At 71.2% G+C, this 15,241-nt stretch carries 12 protein-coding genes; 8 read left to right on the forward strand and 4 right to left on the reverse strand.

Going from position 1 to position 15,241, the window contains the following annotated elements; all coding sequences use genetic code 11:
- Window positions 1–22: 22 nt before the first annotated feature.
- Complete coding sequence (locus DFR41_RS19515) at window positions 23–1,270, reverse strand: CmpA/NrtA family ABC transporter substrate-binding protein (protein ID WP_114803965.1); 1,248 nt, start codon at window positions 1,268–1,270, stop codon at window positions 23–25.
- Window positions 1,271–1,689: 419 nt separating this feature from the next.
- Window positions 1,690–2,949, reverse strand: a complete 1,260-nt coding sequence (locus tag DFR41_RS19520) for a nitrate regulatory protein (RefSeq protein WP_017761341.1) — start codon at window positions 2,947–2,949, stop codon at window positions 1,690–1,692.
- A 167-nt stretch (window positions 2,950–3,116) separates the two neighbouring features.
- Between DFR41_RS19520 and tsaD the strand changes: the two genes are divergently transcribed.
- Entirely contained in the window at window positions 3,117–4,178 is a 1,062-nt protein-coding gene (gene tsaD / locus DFR41_RS19525) for a tRNA (adenosine(37)-N6)-threonylcarbamoyltransferase complex transferase subunit TsaD (RefSeq protein ID WP_114803966.1), read from the forward strand.
- Here tsaD and DFR41_RS19530 read toward each other — a convergent pair.
- Window positions 4,117–5,184 (reverse strand): LacI family DNA-binding transcriptional regulator, encoded by a 1,068-nt coding sequence (locus tag DFR41_RS19530; protein ID WP_114803967.1) that lies wholly within the window; start codon window positions 5,182–5,184, stop codon window positions 4,117–4,119. The two genes, tsaD and DFR41_RS19530, sit on opposite strands and share 62 nt — an antisense overlap.
- A 186-nt stretch (window positions 5,185–5,370) precedes the next feature.
- Between DFR41_RS19530 and ptsP the strand changes: the two genes are divergently transcribed.
- The 4 genes from ptsP to DFR41_RS19550 all read left to right on the forward strand — a co-directional run bounded on the left by ptsP (window position 5,371) and on the right by DFR41_RS19550 (window position 11,702).
- A complete protein-coding gene (ptsP, locus tag DFR41_RS19535) occupies window positions 5,371–7,929 on the forward strand; it encodes a phosphoenolpyruvate--protein phosphotransferase (RefSeq protein WP_114803968.1) in 2,559 nt (852 codons plus the stop codon).
- The gene (locus DFR41_RS19540; protein ID WP_114803969.1) at window positions 7,926–8,894 is read left to right on the forward strand and encodes a 1-phosphofructokinase family hexose kinase; all 969 of its coding nucleotides are present in this window, start codon (window positions 7,926–7,928) and stop codon (window positions 8,892–8,894) included. The genes ptsP and DFR41_RS19540 overlap by 4 nt, the downstream gene beginning before the upstream one ends.
- 86 nt (window positions 8,895–8,980) lie before the next feature.
- Window positions 8,981–10,753, forward strand: a complete 1,773-nt coding sequence (locus DFR41_RS19545; RefSeq protein ID WP_114803970.1) for a PTS fructose-like transporter subunit IIB — start codon at window positions 8,981–8,983, stop codon at window positions 10,751–10,753.
- Window positions 10,754–10,859: 106 nt separating this feature from the next.
- A complete protein-coding gene (locus tag DFR41_RS19550) occupies window positions 10,860–11,702 on the forward strand; it encodes a shikimate 5-dehydrogenase (protein ID WP_017756941.1) in 843 nt (280 codons plus the stop codon).
- A gap of 92 nt (window positions 11,703–11,794) precedes the next feature.
- On the opposite strand, the gene DFR41_RS19555 is transcribed toward DFR41_RS19550, so the two are convergent.
- The gene (locus DFR41_RS19555; protein WP_017756940.1) at window positions 11,795–12,169 is read right to left on the reverse strand and encodes an Hsp20/alpha crystallin family protein; all 375 of its coding nucleotides are present in this window, start codon (window positions 12,167–12,169) and stop codon (window positions 11,795–11,797) included.
- Between the two features lie 126 nt (window positions 12,170–12,295).
- Between DFR41_RS19555 and DFR41_RS19560 the strand changes: the two genes are divergently transcribed.
- The 3 genes from DFR41_RS19560 to rpsO all read left to right on the forward strand — a co-directional run bounded on the left by DFR41_RS19560 (window position 12,296) and on the right by rpsO (window position 15,163).
- Window positions 12,296–13,579: a branched-chain amino acid ABC transporter substrate-binding protein gene (locus DFR41_RS19560; RefSeq protein ID WP_043114103.1), complete on the forward strand. Its 1,284-nt coding sequence runs from the start codon at window positions 12,296–12,298 to the stop codon at window positions 13,577–13,579.
- A gap of 14 nt (window positions 13,580–13,593) precedes the next feature.
- On the forward strand, window positions 13,594–14,757 hold the full coding sequence (locus tag DFR41_RS19565; RefSeq protein ID WP_017756938.1) for a pyridoxal phosphate-dependent aminotransferase: 1,164 nt from the start codon (window positions 13,594–13,596) through the stop codon (window positions 14,755–14,757).
- Window positions 14,758–14,896: 139 nt separating this feature from the next.
- Window positions 14,897–15,163 carry a 30S ribosomal protein S15 gene (rpsO, locus tag DFR41_RS19570; RefSeq protein WP_017756937.1) on the forward strand — a complete coding sequence of 89 codons (267 nt, stop codon included), beginning with the start codon at window positions 14,897–14,899 and terminating at the stop codon, window positions 15,161–15,163.
- Window positions 15,164–15,241 lie beyond the last annotated feature (78 nt).

The raw sequence follows: 15,241 nt of genomic DNA on the forward strand, positions 1-15,241 counted from the left end.
TCCTGCTGGGTGGAGTCCGGCCTCAGGCGCGGACCTTGAACGAATCGGCGTACTTGGCCGGCTCCTTGCCGTCCCACACCACACCGTCGATGAGCTTGCTGCTGCGCATCGGGCTGGCGGGCACCGGCGTCTTGGTGGCGGCGGCGGCCTGCTTGTAGATGTCGATGCGGTTGATCTCGGTGGCCACCTTCAGGTAGTCCGGATGCTCCTTGAGCAGGCCCCAGCGCTTGTGCTGGGTGAGGAACCACATGCCGTCCGACAGATAGGGGAAGTTCACTGCGCCGTCGTTGTAGAACTTCATGTAGTTCGGGTCGTCCCAGGTCTTGCCCAGGCCGTTCTGGTAGCGGCCCAGGATGCGCTGGTTGATGGCGTCCACGCTGGTGTTGACGTAGCTCTTCTCGGCGATGGTCTCGGCCATCTTGTTCTTGTTCGAGAGGCCGCCGTCGATCCACTTGCCGGCTTCGAGGATGGCGGCCGTCACGGCGCGGGCCGTGTTGGGGTACTTCTTGACGAAGTCGGCCGAGGTGCCCAGCACCTTCTCGGGATGGTCCTTCCAAATGTCCTGCGTGGTCACGGCGGTGATGCCGATGCCGTCCATGATGGCGCGGTGACCCCAGGGCTCGCCGACGCAGAAGCCGTCCATGTTGCCCACGCGCATGTTGGCCACCATCTGCGGCGGCGGCACCACGATGGCCTTGGCGTCCTTCATCGGGTTGACGCCGTTGGCGGCCAGCCAGTAATACAGCCACATGGCATGGGTGCCGGTGGGGAAGGTCTGGGCGAAGGTGTATTCGCGCTTGTCGGTGGCCATCAGCTTGGCGAGCGAGGCGCCGTCCACCGCGCCCTTGTCGGCCAGCTTCTTCGACAGCGTGATGGCCTGGCCGTTGTTGTTGAGGGTCATGAGCACGGCCATGTCCTTCTTGGGGCCGCCGACGCCCAGGTGCACGCCGTAGACCAGGCCATACAGAACGTGGGCGAAGTCCAGCTCGCCGTTGACCAGCTTGTCGCGCACGCCGGCCCAACTGGCTTCCTTGCTGGGGACGATCTTCACGCCGTACTTCTTGTCGATGCCCAGCACCGAGGCCATGACGACGCTCGCGCAATCGGTCAGCGGGATGAAGCCGATCTTCACCTCCTCCTTTTCGGGCTTGTCCGAGCCCTGCGCCCAGACGGCGGCGCGCAGGGCGGGGTCGATGGTCAGGGCGCTGGCGGCGGCGGCCTGCAGCACGCGGCGGCGGCTCAGCGGGGCGGGGCGGTGGGCGTCGGTCATGGGCAGACTCCGGGGCAAGAAGGGCAGCGAAGGGGAAAAACAAAAAGGCGTCCTCGCCGCGCCGGGCCCATCGCATGCGGTGCATGCCATGGGACCAGCGGGTGAGGACGCCTTTGTCCTGGATCCGGCCTGCCGCGCCCGCCATTGGGCACCACCTGCCGGACGACCGTTTCCGGTCTGTGGTCAGGACTACGCAAGCGGTGTGCCAGGATGGGCTGATGGGCGGTCCAAGGTGGCTTCGTCAGAGGGAGAACGGCCGGACAGGGCTTGCCGAGCCCACTGTCGCATGCGTCCCCGGGCGACCGTTATGCGCCACGGACGTGCACCGCGCATTGCTGCTGTGCACCAAAAGCAGCTGCGGTGCGGGCGTCGGCGCCGGGTCTGTGTCAACCTGGGGCGCGGCTCGGCAGAGGCCGAAGTTAGCGCGGCGCGCTGGCGCCCAGCGGCAGGAAGTCGGCCATGGCCAGCACCGACTCGGCCACGTCCACCAGCCGGCGGTTCTGGTTCATGGCGGTCTGGCGCAGCATCTTGTGGGCCTCTTCCTCGCTGAGCTTGCGGTGGGCCATCAGCAGGCCCTTGGCGCGTTCCACCACCTTGCGCTCGTTGAGCGAGGCGCGCACGGTCTGCAGCTCGTCGTTCATGGCCTGCAGGCGACGCGACTGCTCCTGCACCATCTGCAGTACCGAGCGCTCCAGATTGCGGCCGTAGCCGGCCGCGGGGGCTTCGGCGGTCTCGCTGGCGGCGTCGGCGAAGAAGTCGCCGGGCTTCACCGCCTCGGCCTGCAACGCCTCGTAGCGCTGCAGCTCGGCGCGGGCCTGTTCGATCTTCCGGCCGCACAGGGCGCGCAGCTCGCGCGCCAGGCCATCCTCGATGGCCTGCATGGCGTCGATGCGGCGGGTGCAGCCCTCGAACCACAGCGGGCTCAGGTTGGCGTCCAGCACCGTGCCGGCCGGCGAGGTGCAGCCGATGCGGCGCAGGCGCTCCAGTTCGGCGAGTTGTGCCGGTGCCTGGCTCGCCTGCCACTGGGTGCGCAGCGTCTCGTCGCTGAACTCGCAGAACAGGCCGAAGCAGCGCTCTTGCGATTCGATCAGGTGCAGCCACTGCTGGCGCTGGGCGTCGTCGTTGCCGCCGCGCAGGAAGGCGGCGGCGCCGAAGGCACGCTCCTGGCCGGCGAATTCCTTGCCCTGCATGAAATTGAACATGGCGACCAGCCAGCGTGAGATGTCCGGGTCGGTGGCACCGTCGGCCGCCTCGAACACCACCGCCAGCAAGCCGGCGATCAGCTTCACGAAGGCGGCGGTGGAGACGTCCGGCCCGATCGACAGCGCCTCGATGCGCGCGCGCAGGGCAGGCAGGGCGTCCAGCCCCTGGAGCACATAGGCGACGCGGGGAAAGAGCCGCGCGCCGCCGGCCAGCCGCCGCGGGTCGTCCACCAGCGGATCGAGGGCGACGCGGACCTGCTGCTCCCGGGCCAGGCAGTCGGCCACCTGCGCGGCGCGCTCAGCGGCGAAGCGCTGGCCGCCCGAGCCCAGGAAGACGTTGGTGATGCCGCGCTCGCGCTGCAGCGCATGCACCAGCCGGCCCAGCGTGCCCACCAGCTCGCTGGTGCGGGCGAGCTGGTCGAGCTCGTCGATCTCGCAACGGCGGGCGGCGATCAGGAAGCCAAGGCTGGTCGTCATGGGTGAGGCGGCAATGAAGCAGGAAAACGCGGGGGCGTGAGCATGCCGCAAATTCCATGCCCCTCGACGTGCAACCGGGCCGTCCGGCCGGCTTTGCGCACCGCGTCGGCGCAGGGGCATGGCGCGCGCGGGCGGCTCCGCGACGGAGCGCCGCCTACACTGCCGCGATGCGCATCCTGGGCATCGAATCCTCCTGCGACGAAACGGGCGTGGCCCTCGTCGAGACCCTGGCCGACGGCGGCGTGCCGCGTCTGGCCGCCCACGCCCTGCACAGTCAGATCTCCATGCACCAGGCCTACGGCGGCGTGGTGCCCGAGCTGGCCAGCCGCGACCACATCCGCCGCGTGCTGCCCCTGACCGAGGCGGTGCTGGCCGAGGCCGGGTGGACGCGGGCCGACATCGACGTCGTCGCCTTCACCCGCGGCCCCGGCCTGGCCGGCGCGCTGCTGGTGGGCGCGGGCGTGGCCTGCGCCCTGGGCGCGGCGCTGGGCCGGCCCGTGCTGGGCGTGCACCACCTGGAAGGGCACCTGCTCTCGCCCTTCCTCAGCGCCGACCCGCCGCAGTTCCCCTTCGTGGCGCTGCTGGTGTCGGGCGGCCACACGCAGCTGATGCGGGTGGAAGGCGTCGGGCGCTACGAGCTGCTGGGCGAGACCATCGACGACGCCGCCGGCGAGGCCTTCGACAAGAGCGCCAAGCTGATGGGCCTGCCCTATCCCGGCGGGCCGTGGCTGTCGAAGCTGGCCGAGGGCGGCGATGCGCAGGCCTTCAAGCTGCCGCGTCCGCTGCTCCACAGCGGCGACCTGGATTTCTCCTTCGCTGGCCTCAAGACGGCCGTGCTGACGCAGACCAAGAAGCTGGGCGCGGACCTGGAGGCGCGCAAGGCCGACCTGGCCGCATCGACCCAGGCGGCCATCGTCGAGGTGCTGGTGCGCAAGTCGCTTGCGGCGCTGGAGCGTACCGGCCTCAAGCGCCTGGTGGTGGCCGGTGGGGTGGGCGCCAACAAGTTGCTGCGCGAGCAGCTGAATGCAGCCTGCGCCAGGCGCAAGGTGCGCGTGCACTACCCGGAACTGGCGCTGTGCACCGACAACGGCGCCATGATCGCGCTGGCCGCGGCCATGCGCATCCAGTCCGGCCTGTCGCGGCCGGAGGCGCGTTATGCCTTCGACGTCAAGCCGCGCTGGCCGCTGGATGCGCTGGCCGAGACGCCGCAGCCGTCGCCGACGGCCTGAACGCGCTCGAGCCGCGCACCAGCAGTTCGCCTTCGAGCACGATGCGCCGCGGTGGCCGGCCGGGTTCGGCCATGCGCTGCAGCAGCAGTTCGGCGGCGGTGCGGCCGATGTCGGCGGTGGGCTGGGCCATCACGGTGACGGCGGGCTCGGGCAGGGTGGTCCAGTCGTTGTTGTCGAAGCCGGCGATGGCGATGTCTTGCGGCATGGCAAGGCCCGCCTCGCGCGCGGCCTTCCACGCCCCCAACAAGAGAAGACCGTTGGTGGCCAGCAATGCGTCGGGACGCTCGGCCTGGGCCAGCAGCGTGGCGGCCGCCGCCTGACCTTCGGCCGCCAACGGGCGCAGTGCCACCACCTGTGGCGTGAGGCCTGCCTCGCGCATGGCGGCCTCGTAGCCGGCCTGGCGCTCGCGGCCGGTGCTGCTGCGCGAGCCCGCCAGCAGCGCGATGCGGCGGCAGCCCTGGGCGATCAGGTGCTCGGTCAGGCGGCGGGCGGCGGGGGCGTTGTCCAGCAGCACCAGGTCGGCGGGCGTGCTGCCCTCGGGCGCCCGGTCGACCATCACCACCGGAAACGGATGCTGGCCGGCACGGAAGCGCCGCGTCAGCTCCAGTGTGGGCGAGAGGATCACGCCGCTGGCCTGCTCATCCGCCATCAGCTCCAGGTAGGACTGCTCCTTGGCCGGGTCCTCGTCGCTGTTGCACAGGATCAGGCGCAGGCCGTGCCGGTAGGCGATGTCTTCCACCGCCCGGCTGATCTCGGTGAAGAAGGGGTTGCGGATGTCCGAGACGATCAGTCCGATCAGCGACGCCCGCTGCTGCCGCAGCCGCCGCGCGGCCAGGTTGGGCCGGTAGCCCAGCTCGTCGATGGCCTGCTGCACCCGCTGGCGCAGGTCGGGCCGCACAGCCTCCGGGTGGCTGAGCACCCGCGAGACAGTGGTGGTGGAGGCGCCGGCGCGTTCGGCGACGTCCTTGATGCTGGCGCTCTGGCGATGCGGCAGGGGCTGCGTCATGAGTGAAAGCTGAAATCGATACCAGGATTTTGCATTCCGAGGGCGGCGAGGCGATGAAGTTCTATCGCCTGAATCTCGGTGTTTACCCTGATTTTTGAGACATATCAGCGGGTTTTGGTGGACAGCCGGGCGCCCGTTTCGATAATTCCATCATTGGTATCGATTCCAAAACTTCCAGGAGACGGTATGGATCTTCCCGTGCAAGTCCAACTCGCCACCGCGGTCGCCGACCGTGAGGCCGCCATCCGCGCCGCCGGCGCCCTGCTGGTCCAGGCCGGCTTCTGCGACCCCGCCTATGCCGACAGCCTGCTGCGCCGTGAGCAGGTCGCCACCACTTACATGGGCCGCGGCCTGGCGGTGCCGCACGGCATGGTGGAAGACAAGGGCCTGGTGCGCCGCACCGGGCTGGCGGTAGTGCAGGTGCCCGGCGGCGTCGTCTGGGACGCGCCGGACCACCGCGTGCAGCTCGTGGTGGCGGTGGCCGCCGCTTCCGACCAGCACATCGCCGTGCTGCGCCGCCTCACGCGCCTGATGGCCGACGGCCAGCGCCTCGAAGCCCTGGCCGCCACCGCCGACGCCGACGACATCGTGGCCGCACTCACCCGCGACGGCGCCTCGCCGGTCGCCACCGCTGTGCCCGAGGACCTGCCGATGGTGCAGGACGTGGTGCTCGACTATCCCAACGGCCTGCATGCCCGCCCGGCGACGCAATGGGCCCAGGTGGCCTCGCGCTTCCTGGCCGAGCTGCGGGTGCGCCACGGCGACACCGTGGCCGACGCGCGCAGCATGCCCGCGCTGCTGGGCCTGGGCGCCGGACGCGGCGCCCGCCTGCGCATCTCGGCCGCCGGGCCGGATGCCGCGCAGGCGTTGGCCGCCCTCAGGGACGTGATCGTGCGCCTGGCGCAGGACGAAAAACGCCAGGCCGAGCAGGCCGCCGCCCGCGAGAAGCAGGCCCACGGCCTGGGCCGCGAACTGGCCGGCTGGCAGCCCGAGGCGCGCCAGCACATCGGCGGCATCGCCGCCAGCCCGGGGCTGGTGATCGGCACGCTGGTGATGGCCGACGCGCCCGCGCTGGAGGTGGCGGATCAGCCCGGCCAGGGCGTGGCCGCCGCTGCCGCCGCGCTCGATGCGGCGCTGGCTTCGGCCGAGGGCGAGCTGATCGAGCTGGCCGAAGGCGCCCGCCGCAAGAACGCCGCCGAGCAGGCCGGCATCTTCGAGGCGCACCGTCAGATCCTGGCCCACCCGGAACTGCTGCGCGACGCCACACGGCTGGTGGTGCAGGGCCACGGCGCCGCCTGGTCCTGGCGCCATGCGCTGGCCGGCCATGTGGCGGCCCAGCGCGCCGTCGCCGACCCGGTGCTCGCCGCCCGCGCCGCCGACCTGCAGGACGTGGGCGACCGCGTGCTGCGCGCCCTGGTGGGCGAGGCCGGCGCCGCTGCGCAGGATCCGTCGCGCTGGCCCGCCGACAGCCTGCTGCTGGCCGACGACCTGTCGCCCTCGGTCACGGCGCAGATCGACGTGCAGCGCGTCAAGGGCTTCTGCACCGCCCGCGGTGGCCCGACCGCCCACACCGCCATCCTGGCGCGCGCCCTGGGCCTGCCGGCCGTGGTGGCCGCCGGTCCCGCCGTGCTTTCGGCCCGCAGCGGCGAACGCGCCATCCTCGACGGCTACCGTGGCCAGCTGCACATCGGCCCCAGCGACGAGGCGCTGGCCGAGGCCCAGGCCATGATCGACCGCCTGGCCCGCCGCCAGGCGGAAGAGGCCCGCAGCCGCCTGCAGCCCGTGACCACGCTGGACGGCCACGGCCTGGAGATCGCCGCCAACATCAACAAGCCCGAGCAGGTGGCCAAGGCGCTGGACCATGGCGCCGAAAGCGTCGGCCTGATGCGCACCGAATTCCTCTTCCTGGAGCGCGACCACGTGCCCGACGAGGAAGAGCAGTACGCCGTCTACCGCGACATGGTGCGCGCCCTGGGCGGCCGACCGCTGATCGTGCGCACGCTGGACATCGGCGGCGACAAGCAGGTGCCGCACCTGGACCTGCCGGTGGAGGAGAACCCCTTCCTGGGCCTGCGCGGCGCCCGCCTGTGCCTGGCCCGCGACGACCTGATGCTGCCCCAGTTGCGCGCGCTGGTGCGCGCCGCACAGGAAGGGCCGCTGTCGCTGATGTTCCCGATGATCAGCACCCTCGACGAGGTGCGCCGCCTGCGCGAGCGCCTGGCCGAGGTGCAGCAATCGCTGGGCCTGGCGCCCGAGCAGGGCGGCCGGCGCATTCCGGTGGGCATCATGATCGAAGTGCCCTCCGCGGCCATGATGGCCGACCGGTTGGCGGCGCACGTGGACTTCTTCTCCATCGGCACCAACGACCTGACCCAGTACGCGCTGGCCGTGGACCGCCAGCATCCGCAGCTGGCCACCATGGCCGACAGCCTGCATCCGGCCGTGCTGCGCCTCGTCGCGCAAACCGTGGAAGGCGCCCGGCGCCATGGTCGCTGGGTGGGCGTGTGCGGCGGCCTGGCCGGCGAGCCGCTGGGCGCGGCCCTGCTGGCCGGCCTGGGCGTGCAGGAATTGAGCATGAGCGTGGGCGACATCGCCGGCGTCAAGGCCCTGCTGCGCCGCCACAGCCTGGCCGAGCTGCAGGCGCTGGCGAAGGCCGCCCTGGACATGGACGACGGCGACGCCGTGCGCGCGCTGGCGGCCCAGTTGCGCGACACCGCATCGGCCGGCGACGAGGTGGCTGCATGACGGCCACCGCGATGCAGCTGATCACGGTCACGCCCAACCCGGCGATCGACCACACCGTCTCGCTCGACCGGCTGGAGCCCGGCGCCGTGCACCGCGCCCGCGCCGAGCAGTTCGAGGCCGGCGGCAAGGGCATCGGCGTGGCGGCCGTGGCTGCGGCGCTGGGCCTGCGCACCGCGGCCTCGGGCTGGCTGGGCGACCAGAACCCGCAGCTCTTCGAGCGCGCCTTCGCCGAGCGCGGCATCGCCGACGCCATGGTGCGCGTGCCGGGCCACACCCGCACCAACATCAAGCTGGCCGATGCCGAGCGTGGCGACAGCACCGACATCAACCTGGCCGGCATCGCCTTCGATGCCGAATCGACCGCGCAGGCCGAGGCCGCGCTGCTGGCGCGCTTGGCGCCTTTGGTGGGCGAGGGCACCTGGTGCACCCTGGCCGGCAGCCTGCCGCCCGGCGTGGGCGTCGAGAGCCTGCTGCGCCTGGCCGAGGCGCTGCGCGCCCGCGGCGCCCGCCTGATGGTGGACACCGGCGGCAAGGTGCTGGGTGAGCTGCTTGACCGCCTGCCCGCCGCGCCCGACTTCCTCAAGCCCAACCGCGCCGAACTGGAAGAGCTGGTCGGCCAGCCGCTGCCCGCTGCGGCCGACGTGGCGCGCGCCGCGCTGGCGCTGCGTGCGCGTGGCGTGGGGCTGGTGGTCGTCTCGCTGGGCGGCGACGGCGCCGTCATCGCGGGCGAGGGCGGCTGCTGGCTGGCCCTGCCGCCGCGCGTGCCGGTGGCCACCACCGTCGGCGCCGGCGATGCGCTGGTGGCCGGCACGCTGGCGGCGCTGGTCGAAGGCCAGGCCTTTCCCGAGGCCGCCGTCTTCGGCATGGCCTGCGCCGCCGCCCGCATCCAGCGGATCGCGCCCGGGCTGCCGCCGCGGGCCGAGATCGAGACCCTGGTCGCGCGCATCGTGCTGCAGCCGGTCTGACCGGCATCGAAGCCCGCCGGCGACGCATTCCAGCTTCCGTTTTCCCTTCTGTCACTCACCCCACCAAGACCTCGCCAGGAGACACCATGGCCTCACTCATCGCCATTGCCGCCAGCCAGGCCGGCCCCGCCCACAGCTTCATGCTGGGCGAGGTGCTGGCCGACGCCGCCCGCCAGCTCGGGCACGACCTGAAGCTGCAGGTGCAGAGCTCGCTCGGCACCCAGGGCAAGCTCTCGCCCGCCGAACTCGCCCAGGCCTCGGCCGTCATCGTGGCGGCCGATGCCGGTGCCGCGGTGGACCGCCGCGCGTTGCCCGCCGGCCGCGTGCTGGACGTGGCGCCCGACGCCGTGTTCCGCGATGCCGGGGCCGTGCTGCGCCAGGCGCTGGCCCTGGCCGGCGCGCCGGCTTCGGCGCCTGTGGCTGCGGCGCCCGTGGCAGCCGCTGCAGCAAAGCCGCTGAAGATCGTCGCCATCACCTCCTGCCCCACCGGCGTGGCCCACACCTTCATGGCCGCCGAGGCGCTGGAGCAGGGTGCCAAGGCCCTGGGCCACCAGATCCAGGTGGAGACGCAGGGCTCGGTCGGCGCGCAGAACACGCTGGGCGCCCAGGCCATCGACGAGGCCGACCTGGTGCTGATCGCCGCCGACACCCAGGTGGACCGCAGCCGCTTCGCCGGCAAGCGGCTGCATTCCTCCGGCACCAAGGCCGCCATCCACGATGCGCAGGGCCTGATCGCCAAGGCGCAGGCCGAGGCCGCCGTCTGGGGCGGGGAGGGCGCGGCTGCTTCGGCTGCTGCCGGTGCCGCGGCCGGTGCCAAGCCCGCGGGCAAGGTGGCGGCCACCGGGCCGTACAAGCACCTGATGACCGGCGTCTCCTTCATGCTGCCCTTCGTGGTGGCGGGCGGCCTGCTGATCGCGCTGGCCTTCGCGCTGGGCGGCATCTATGTCTACGACGACGCGCACAAGGGCACGCTGGGCTGGACGTTGTTCCAGATCGGCGCCAAGGGCGGCTTCGCGCTGATGGTGCCGGCGCTGGCGGGCTACATCGCTTTCTCCATCGCCGACCGGCCGGGCATCGCGCCCGGCATGATCGGCGGCCTGCTGGCGGGCACCGTGGGCGCGGGCTTCCTGGGCGGCATCGCGGCGGGCTTCATCGCCGGCTATTCGGTGAACGCGCTCAACCGCTGGATCCGCCTGCCGCGCGGGCTGGAGGGGCTGAAGCCGGTGCTGATCCTGCCGCTGCTGGGTGCGGCCATCACGGGCGTGGCCATGATGCTGGTCATCGGCCAGCCGGTGGCGGCCATCATGGCGGCGCTGACCGACTGGCTGAAGGGCATGCAGACCAGCAGCGCCGTGCTGCTGGGCATCACGCTGGGCGCCATGATGGCGGCCGACATGGGCGGGCCGATCAACAAGGCGGCCTACGTGTTCTCCACCACGCTGATCGCCTCGGGCGTGGCCACGCCGATGGCCGCCGCCATGGCCGCCGGCATGGTGCCGCCGCTGGGCATCGCGCTGGCCTGCCGCTTGTTCGCCAGCCGGTTCACGCCCGATGAGCGCGAGGCCAGCAAGGCCGCCGCGGTGCTGGGCCTGGCCTTCATCACCGAGGGCGCGATTCCCTATGTGGCGCGCGATCCGCTGCGCGTGATCCCGGCCTGCGTGCTGGGCTCGGCCACTGCCGGTGCGTTGTCGATGATGTGGGGCATCGCCCTGCAGGCGCCGCATGGCGGGGTGTTCGTGCTGGCCATTCCCAATGCGGTCAACCATGTCGTCCTGTATGCGCTGGCCATCCTGATCGGCAGTGTGGTGACGGCGCTGGCGCTGGGTGCCTTCAAGAAGAAGGTGGTGGTGGCGACCTGATTCAGCGCACACCGCCTTCCGCCGCCGGCGGGCCTGTGCATGCGCGGGCCCGCCGCTTTTTTTTGCGCGCTAAGCTGCGCCGCCTGATTTCCAAGGAGAGCCATCCATGAGTGCTGCGAAGGACATGCGCCTGACCCTCAGCCGCGACACCAGACTGTGCATGTCGCTGTCGGGCCGGCCGAGCAACTTCGGCACCCGGCTGCACAACCACCTGTACCAGGCGCTGGGCCTGGACTATGTCTACAAGGCCTTCGCCACCACCGACCTGCCGGCCGCCATCGGCGGCGTGCGCGCTCTGGGCGTGCGGGGCTGCGCGGTGTCCATGCCCTTCAAGGAGGCCTGCATCCCGCTGCTGGACGAGTTGACGCCCTCGGCCGAGCGGCTGCAGTCGGTCAACACCATCGTCAACACCGACGGGCGACTGGTGGCCTACAACACCGACTACATCGCCGTGGCGGCCCTGCTGAAGTCGCATGGTGTGTCGCCTGGCACGCCCTTCGTGCTGCGCGGCAGCGGCGGCATGGGGCGGGCAGTGGCGGCGGCGCTGGTCGACCATGGCCTGGGCCCCGGCACGCTGGTGGCGCGCAACACCGATAGCGGCCGGGCCGTGGCCGATCTGCATGGCCTGAAGTGGCAGCCCGAGTTGCCTGCAGAGGCACCGGGCGCGGTGCTGGTCAACGTCACGCCGCTGGGCATGGCGGGCGCACCGGAGTCGGAGGCGCAGGCCTTTCCCGATGCGCTGATCGCCGCGGCGGCCTGGGTGTTCGACGTGGTGGCGCTGCCGTCGGAGACCCCGCTGGTGCGTGCCGCGCGCCGCCTGGACCGGCCGGTGATCACCGGTGAGGAAGTCATGGTGCTGCAGGCGGTGGAGCAGTTCGCGCTCTACACCGGCGTGCGACCGGATGCGGCACGGGTGGCCGAGGCGGCGGCCTTCGCACGCGCGGGCTGAGCGGCGCTGCGTTGTGCCGCACACGAAGAAACGGCCTCCGCGGAGGCCGTTTCTTCATGGGGCGCCTCAAGCGCCCGTGTGCACCTCGAGGCTCAGGCGATGCTCAGCTGCGTGACCTTGCTCACCGGCGCCAGGCGGGCCAGCTTCAGGGTCAGCACGCCGTTCTCCAGCTTGGCTTCGCTGGCGCCCGCGTCGATCTCCTGCGGCAGCTCGTAGGCGGCCTTGTACTGGCGCTTGGCCTCGGGGCGGGTCTCGATGCGCACCACCTGGCCTTCGATGCCCACGCCCAGGTCTTCGCGGGCGATGCCGGGCACGTCCAGGCTCAGGGTCCAGCCCTGCTCGGTGCTTTCGACCTGAACGCCGCGGGCGGCCGGGAAGAAGGCGTCGTTGACGAAGCGCTCGAAGCCGCGGTCGAAGCTGCGGGGCGAAGCGAGGGCGGCGGAACGGATGGCGGGTGCGAACAACATGTGCTTTCTCCTGTCTGAAAGAAGGTCGATTCAGGGGCGCACCATGCGCCCCTTACACTGCGCGGCCTTTCAGTCGTGAGTGCCGCTTGAGGCCTATCTAGGCGCCTCCAGACGGCTTTCAAGAGCATGTCCCAGACCTTTATTTCTCGCCGTCGCGTCTTGAAAAGCGGCGCTGCGGCGCTATGTGCATCGACCCTCGGCGGCCTGGTGCGCGCGCAGGGTGGCCAGCCCATCCGGCTGGCCCTGGTCGAGAGCCTCAGCGGCCCCTTCGCCAACACCGGCGAGGCCGTCTTCCGCAATCTTCTGTGGGCCGTGGAGCGCGTCAACGCGCGCGGCGGCATCGCGCTGCCGGGCGGTGCCCGCCCGCTGCAGCTGGACCGCTACGACAGCAAGGGCCAGACCGAAGAGGCCCTGTCGGCGCTGCGTTCCGCCATCGACAACGGCGCGCAGGCGGTGCTGCAGGGCAATTCCTCCGCCACCGCGGCGGCCATCCTCGATGCGGTGGACAAGCACAACGAACGCGATCCGCGCCGGCGGCTGCTCTTCCTCAACTATTCGGCGGTGGACCCGATCCTCACCAACGAGCGCTGCAGCTACTGGCACTTCCGCTTCGACGCGCATGCCGACATGCGCATCGCCGCGCTGATGGCCGTCTTCAAGGATGACCGCGCCGTGGGCAGCGCCTACCTGATCGGCCAGGACTACAGCTTCGGCCAGGCTGTGCTGCGCGAGAGCCGCCGGCGCATCGCCGAGTTGCGGCCCGACGTGCGCATCGTGGGCGAAGAGCTGCACCCCATGGGCAAGGTCAAGGACTTTGCGCCCTATGCCGTGAAGATCAAGGCCAGCGGCGCGCAGGCCGTGTTCACCGGCAACTGGGGCAACGACCTGACGCTCCTGGTCAAGGCGGCGCGCGAGGTGGGCTTCGAGGGCAAGTTCTACACCTTCTATGGCAACGCCCTGGGCGCGCCGGCTGCGCTGGGCGAGGCTGGCGTGGGCAAGGTGATCGCGGTGGCGGACTGGCTGCCCAACGTGCCGACGCCGGAGTCGGCGGCCTTCTACCGCAGCTTCCGGTCGCGCTTTCCGAACCCGGCGGACGACTATGTGCACATGCGCATGCAGCTGATGATCGAGGCGCTGGCGCAATCCATCGTCCAGGCCGGCAGCACCGAGGCGGCGGCCGTCGCTGCAAAGCTGGAGAACGCCAGGGTGTCGCTCGCCGGCCGCAGCGGCCGCATGCGCGCCGCGGACCACCAGTTCCAGCAGCCGCTGGTCGTGGGCCTGATGGACCGCCAGGGCACGCCGGGCGTGGCCTTCGACGTCGAGGGCTCGGGCTACGGCTTCCGCGTCATCAAGGACATCGCGCCCGAACAGGCCGAGCTTCCGACAACCTGCCGCATGCAGCGGCCCTGATCCCGAGGACACCCATGCGCCAAGCCATCGACAACCTCGAAGCCTCCAAGATCCGTGAAGTCGCCAATGCCGGCATGGGCCGCAGCGACGTGCTGGCCTTCTGGTTCGGCGAGAGCGACGAGGTCACGCCGGAGCCGGTGCGCCGCGCCGCCATCGACTCCATCGAGCGCGGCGAGACCTTCTACGCCCACAACCTGGGCCTGCCCGAACTGCGCGAGGCCATCGCGCGCTACAGCTCGCGGCTGCACCCGGCCGTGGGCATGGAGCGCATCGCCGTCACCTCCGGCGGCGTCAGCGCGCTCATGATCGCCGTGCAGGCGCTGGTGGATGCCGGCGACGAGGTGGTGGCCGTGACGCCCGTCTGGCCCAACCTGACGGCGCAGCCCGCCATCCTGGGCGCCACGGTGCGCTGCCTGCCGCTGCAGCCCGTCGACGGCGACTGGACGCTGGACCTGGACGCGCTGCGCGCCGCGGTGACGCCGGCCACGCGCCTGCTGATCCTGAACGCGCCCAACAACCCCACCGGGTGGACGCTGACCCGCGACGAGCAGCAGGCCATCCTGGACCACTGCCGCGCCACCGGCACCTGGATCCTGGCCGACGAGGTCTACGAGCGCCTCTACTACGCGGGCGACACCGCCAACGGCTGCGCGCCCAGCTTCCTGGACATCGCCACCGCCGACGACCGGCTCGTGGTGGCGCACAGCTTCTCCAAGAGCTTCCTCATGACCGGCTGGCGCCTGGGCTGGCTGGTGGTGCCGCCGATGCTGCTGGATGCCGTGGGCAAGCTGATCGAGTTCAACACCTCCTGCGCCAGCGTGTTCAGCCAGCGCGCCGGCATCGCCGCCCTGGCGCACGAGGCGGAGATCACGCCACGGGTGGTGGCCCACCTGCAGTCCTGCCGCGACACGCTGGTGCCGCTGCTGCAGCGCCTGCCGGGCCTAAAGGTGTCGGCCGCCAAGGGCGGCATGTACGCCTTCTTCCAGGTCGAGGGCGCGGCCGATTCGCTGGCGCTGGCCAAGCGCCTGGTGACCGAAGCCGGCCTGGGCCTGGCGCCCGGCAATGCCTTCGCGCCCGAGGCGCAGGGCTGGCTGCGCTGGTGTTTCGCCTCGCGGGACACCGGCCGGCTGGTGCAGGGCGTGGAGCGGCTTTCGGGCTGGCTGACCAGAAACTGCTAGAATTTCAAGGCTTTGCGCGTTGCAAAGCTCCACGGCACCCCCGGTTCCAGGGAGTGCCGCAAGTCAACAACCCCGCGCCACGGCCACGCGTCTCAACCCCGCAGGCCGCCTCAGGTCGGGAATCACAGGACACATCATCATGATTTCTTTCGAAAAGAAGGCCGAGGTCGTCAAGGCCAATGCCCGCGCTGCTAACGACACCGGCAGTCCCGAAGTGCAGGTCGCCCTGCTGACGGCTCGCATCAACGAGCTGACCCCCCACTTCAAGCAGCATGCCAAGGACCACCACGGTCGCCGCGGCCTGCTGCGCATGGTGAGCCGCCGCCGCAAGCTGCTGGACTACCTGAAGTCCAAGGACGCCGAGCGCTACACCGCCCTGATCGCCAAGCTGGGCCTGCGCAAGTAAGCCGCTTCGCATCGCACGAACGCCTGAGTTAGCCCGCTAGCTCAGGCGTTTTTAACTTCGGAGACCGCAGAACGGATC

Source organism: Pseudacidovorax intermedius (assembly GCF_003350475.1).
In the GTDB taxonomy this organism is placed as follows: Bacteria; Pseudomonadota; Gammaproteobacteria; order Burkholderiales; family Burkholderiaceae_C; genus Xenophilus; species Xenophilus intermedius.

What these genes read in the sequence shown, in the direction of transcription:
- DFR41_RS19515 (WP_114803965.1), bottom strand. Translation starts at nt 1,270, where the DNA reads ATGACCGACGCCCACCGCCCCGCCCCGCTGAGCCGCCGCCGCGTGCTG.
- DFR41_RS19560 (WP_043114103.1), top strand. Translation starts at nt 12,296, where the DNA reads ATGTCCCAGACCTTTATTTCTCGCCGTCGCGTCTTGAAAAGCGGCGCT.
- ptsP (WP_114803968.1), top strand. Translation starts at nt 5,371, where the DNA reads ATGGATCTTCCCGTGCAAGTCCAACTCGCCACCGCGGTCGCCGACCGT.
- DFR41_RS19520 (WP_017761341.1), bottom strand. Translation starts at nt 2,949, where the DNA reads ATGACGACCAGCCTTGGCTTCCTGATCGCCGCCCGCCGTTGCGAGATC.
- tsaD (WP_114803966.1), top strand. Translation starts at nt 3,117, where the DNA reads ATGCGCATCCTGGGCATCGAATCCTCCTGCGACGAAACGGGCGTGGCC.
- DFR41_RS19530 (WP_114803967.1), bottom strand. Translation starts at nt 5,184, where the DNA reads ATGACGCAGCCCCTGCCGCATCGCCAGAGCGCCAGCATCAAGGACGTC.
- DFR41_RS19550 (WP_017756941.1), top strand. Translation starts at nt 10,860, where the DNA reads ATGAGTGCTGCGAAGGACATGCGCCTGACCCTCAGCCGCGACACCAGA.
- DFR41_RS19545 (WP_114803970.1), top strand. Translation starts at nt 8,981, where the DNA reads ATGGCCTCACTCATCGCCATTGCCGCCAGCCAGGCCGGCCCCGCCCAC.
- DFR41_RS19565 (WP_017756938.1), top strand. Translation starts at nt 13,594, where the DNA reads ATGCGCCAAGCCATCGACAACCTCGAAGCCTCCAAGATCCGTGAAGTC.
- DFR41_RS19540 (WP_114803969.1), top strand. Translation starts at nt 7,926, where the DNA reads ATGACGGCCACCGCGATGCAGCTGATCACGGTCACGCCCAACCCGGCG.
- rpsO (WP_017756937.1), top strand. Translation starts at nt 14,897, where the DNA reads ATGATTTCTTTCGAAAAGAAGGCCGAGGTCGTCAAGGCCAATGCCCGC.
- DFR41_RS19555 (WP_017756940.1), bottom strand. Translation starts at nt 12,169, where the DNA reads ATGTTGTTCGCACCCGCCATCCGTTCCGCCGCCCTCGCTTCGCCCCGC.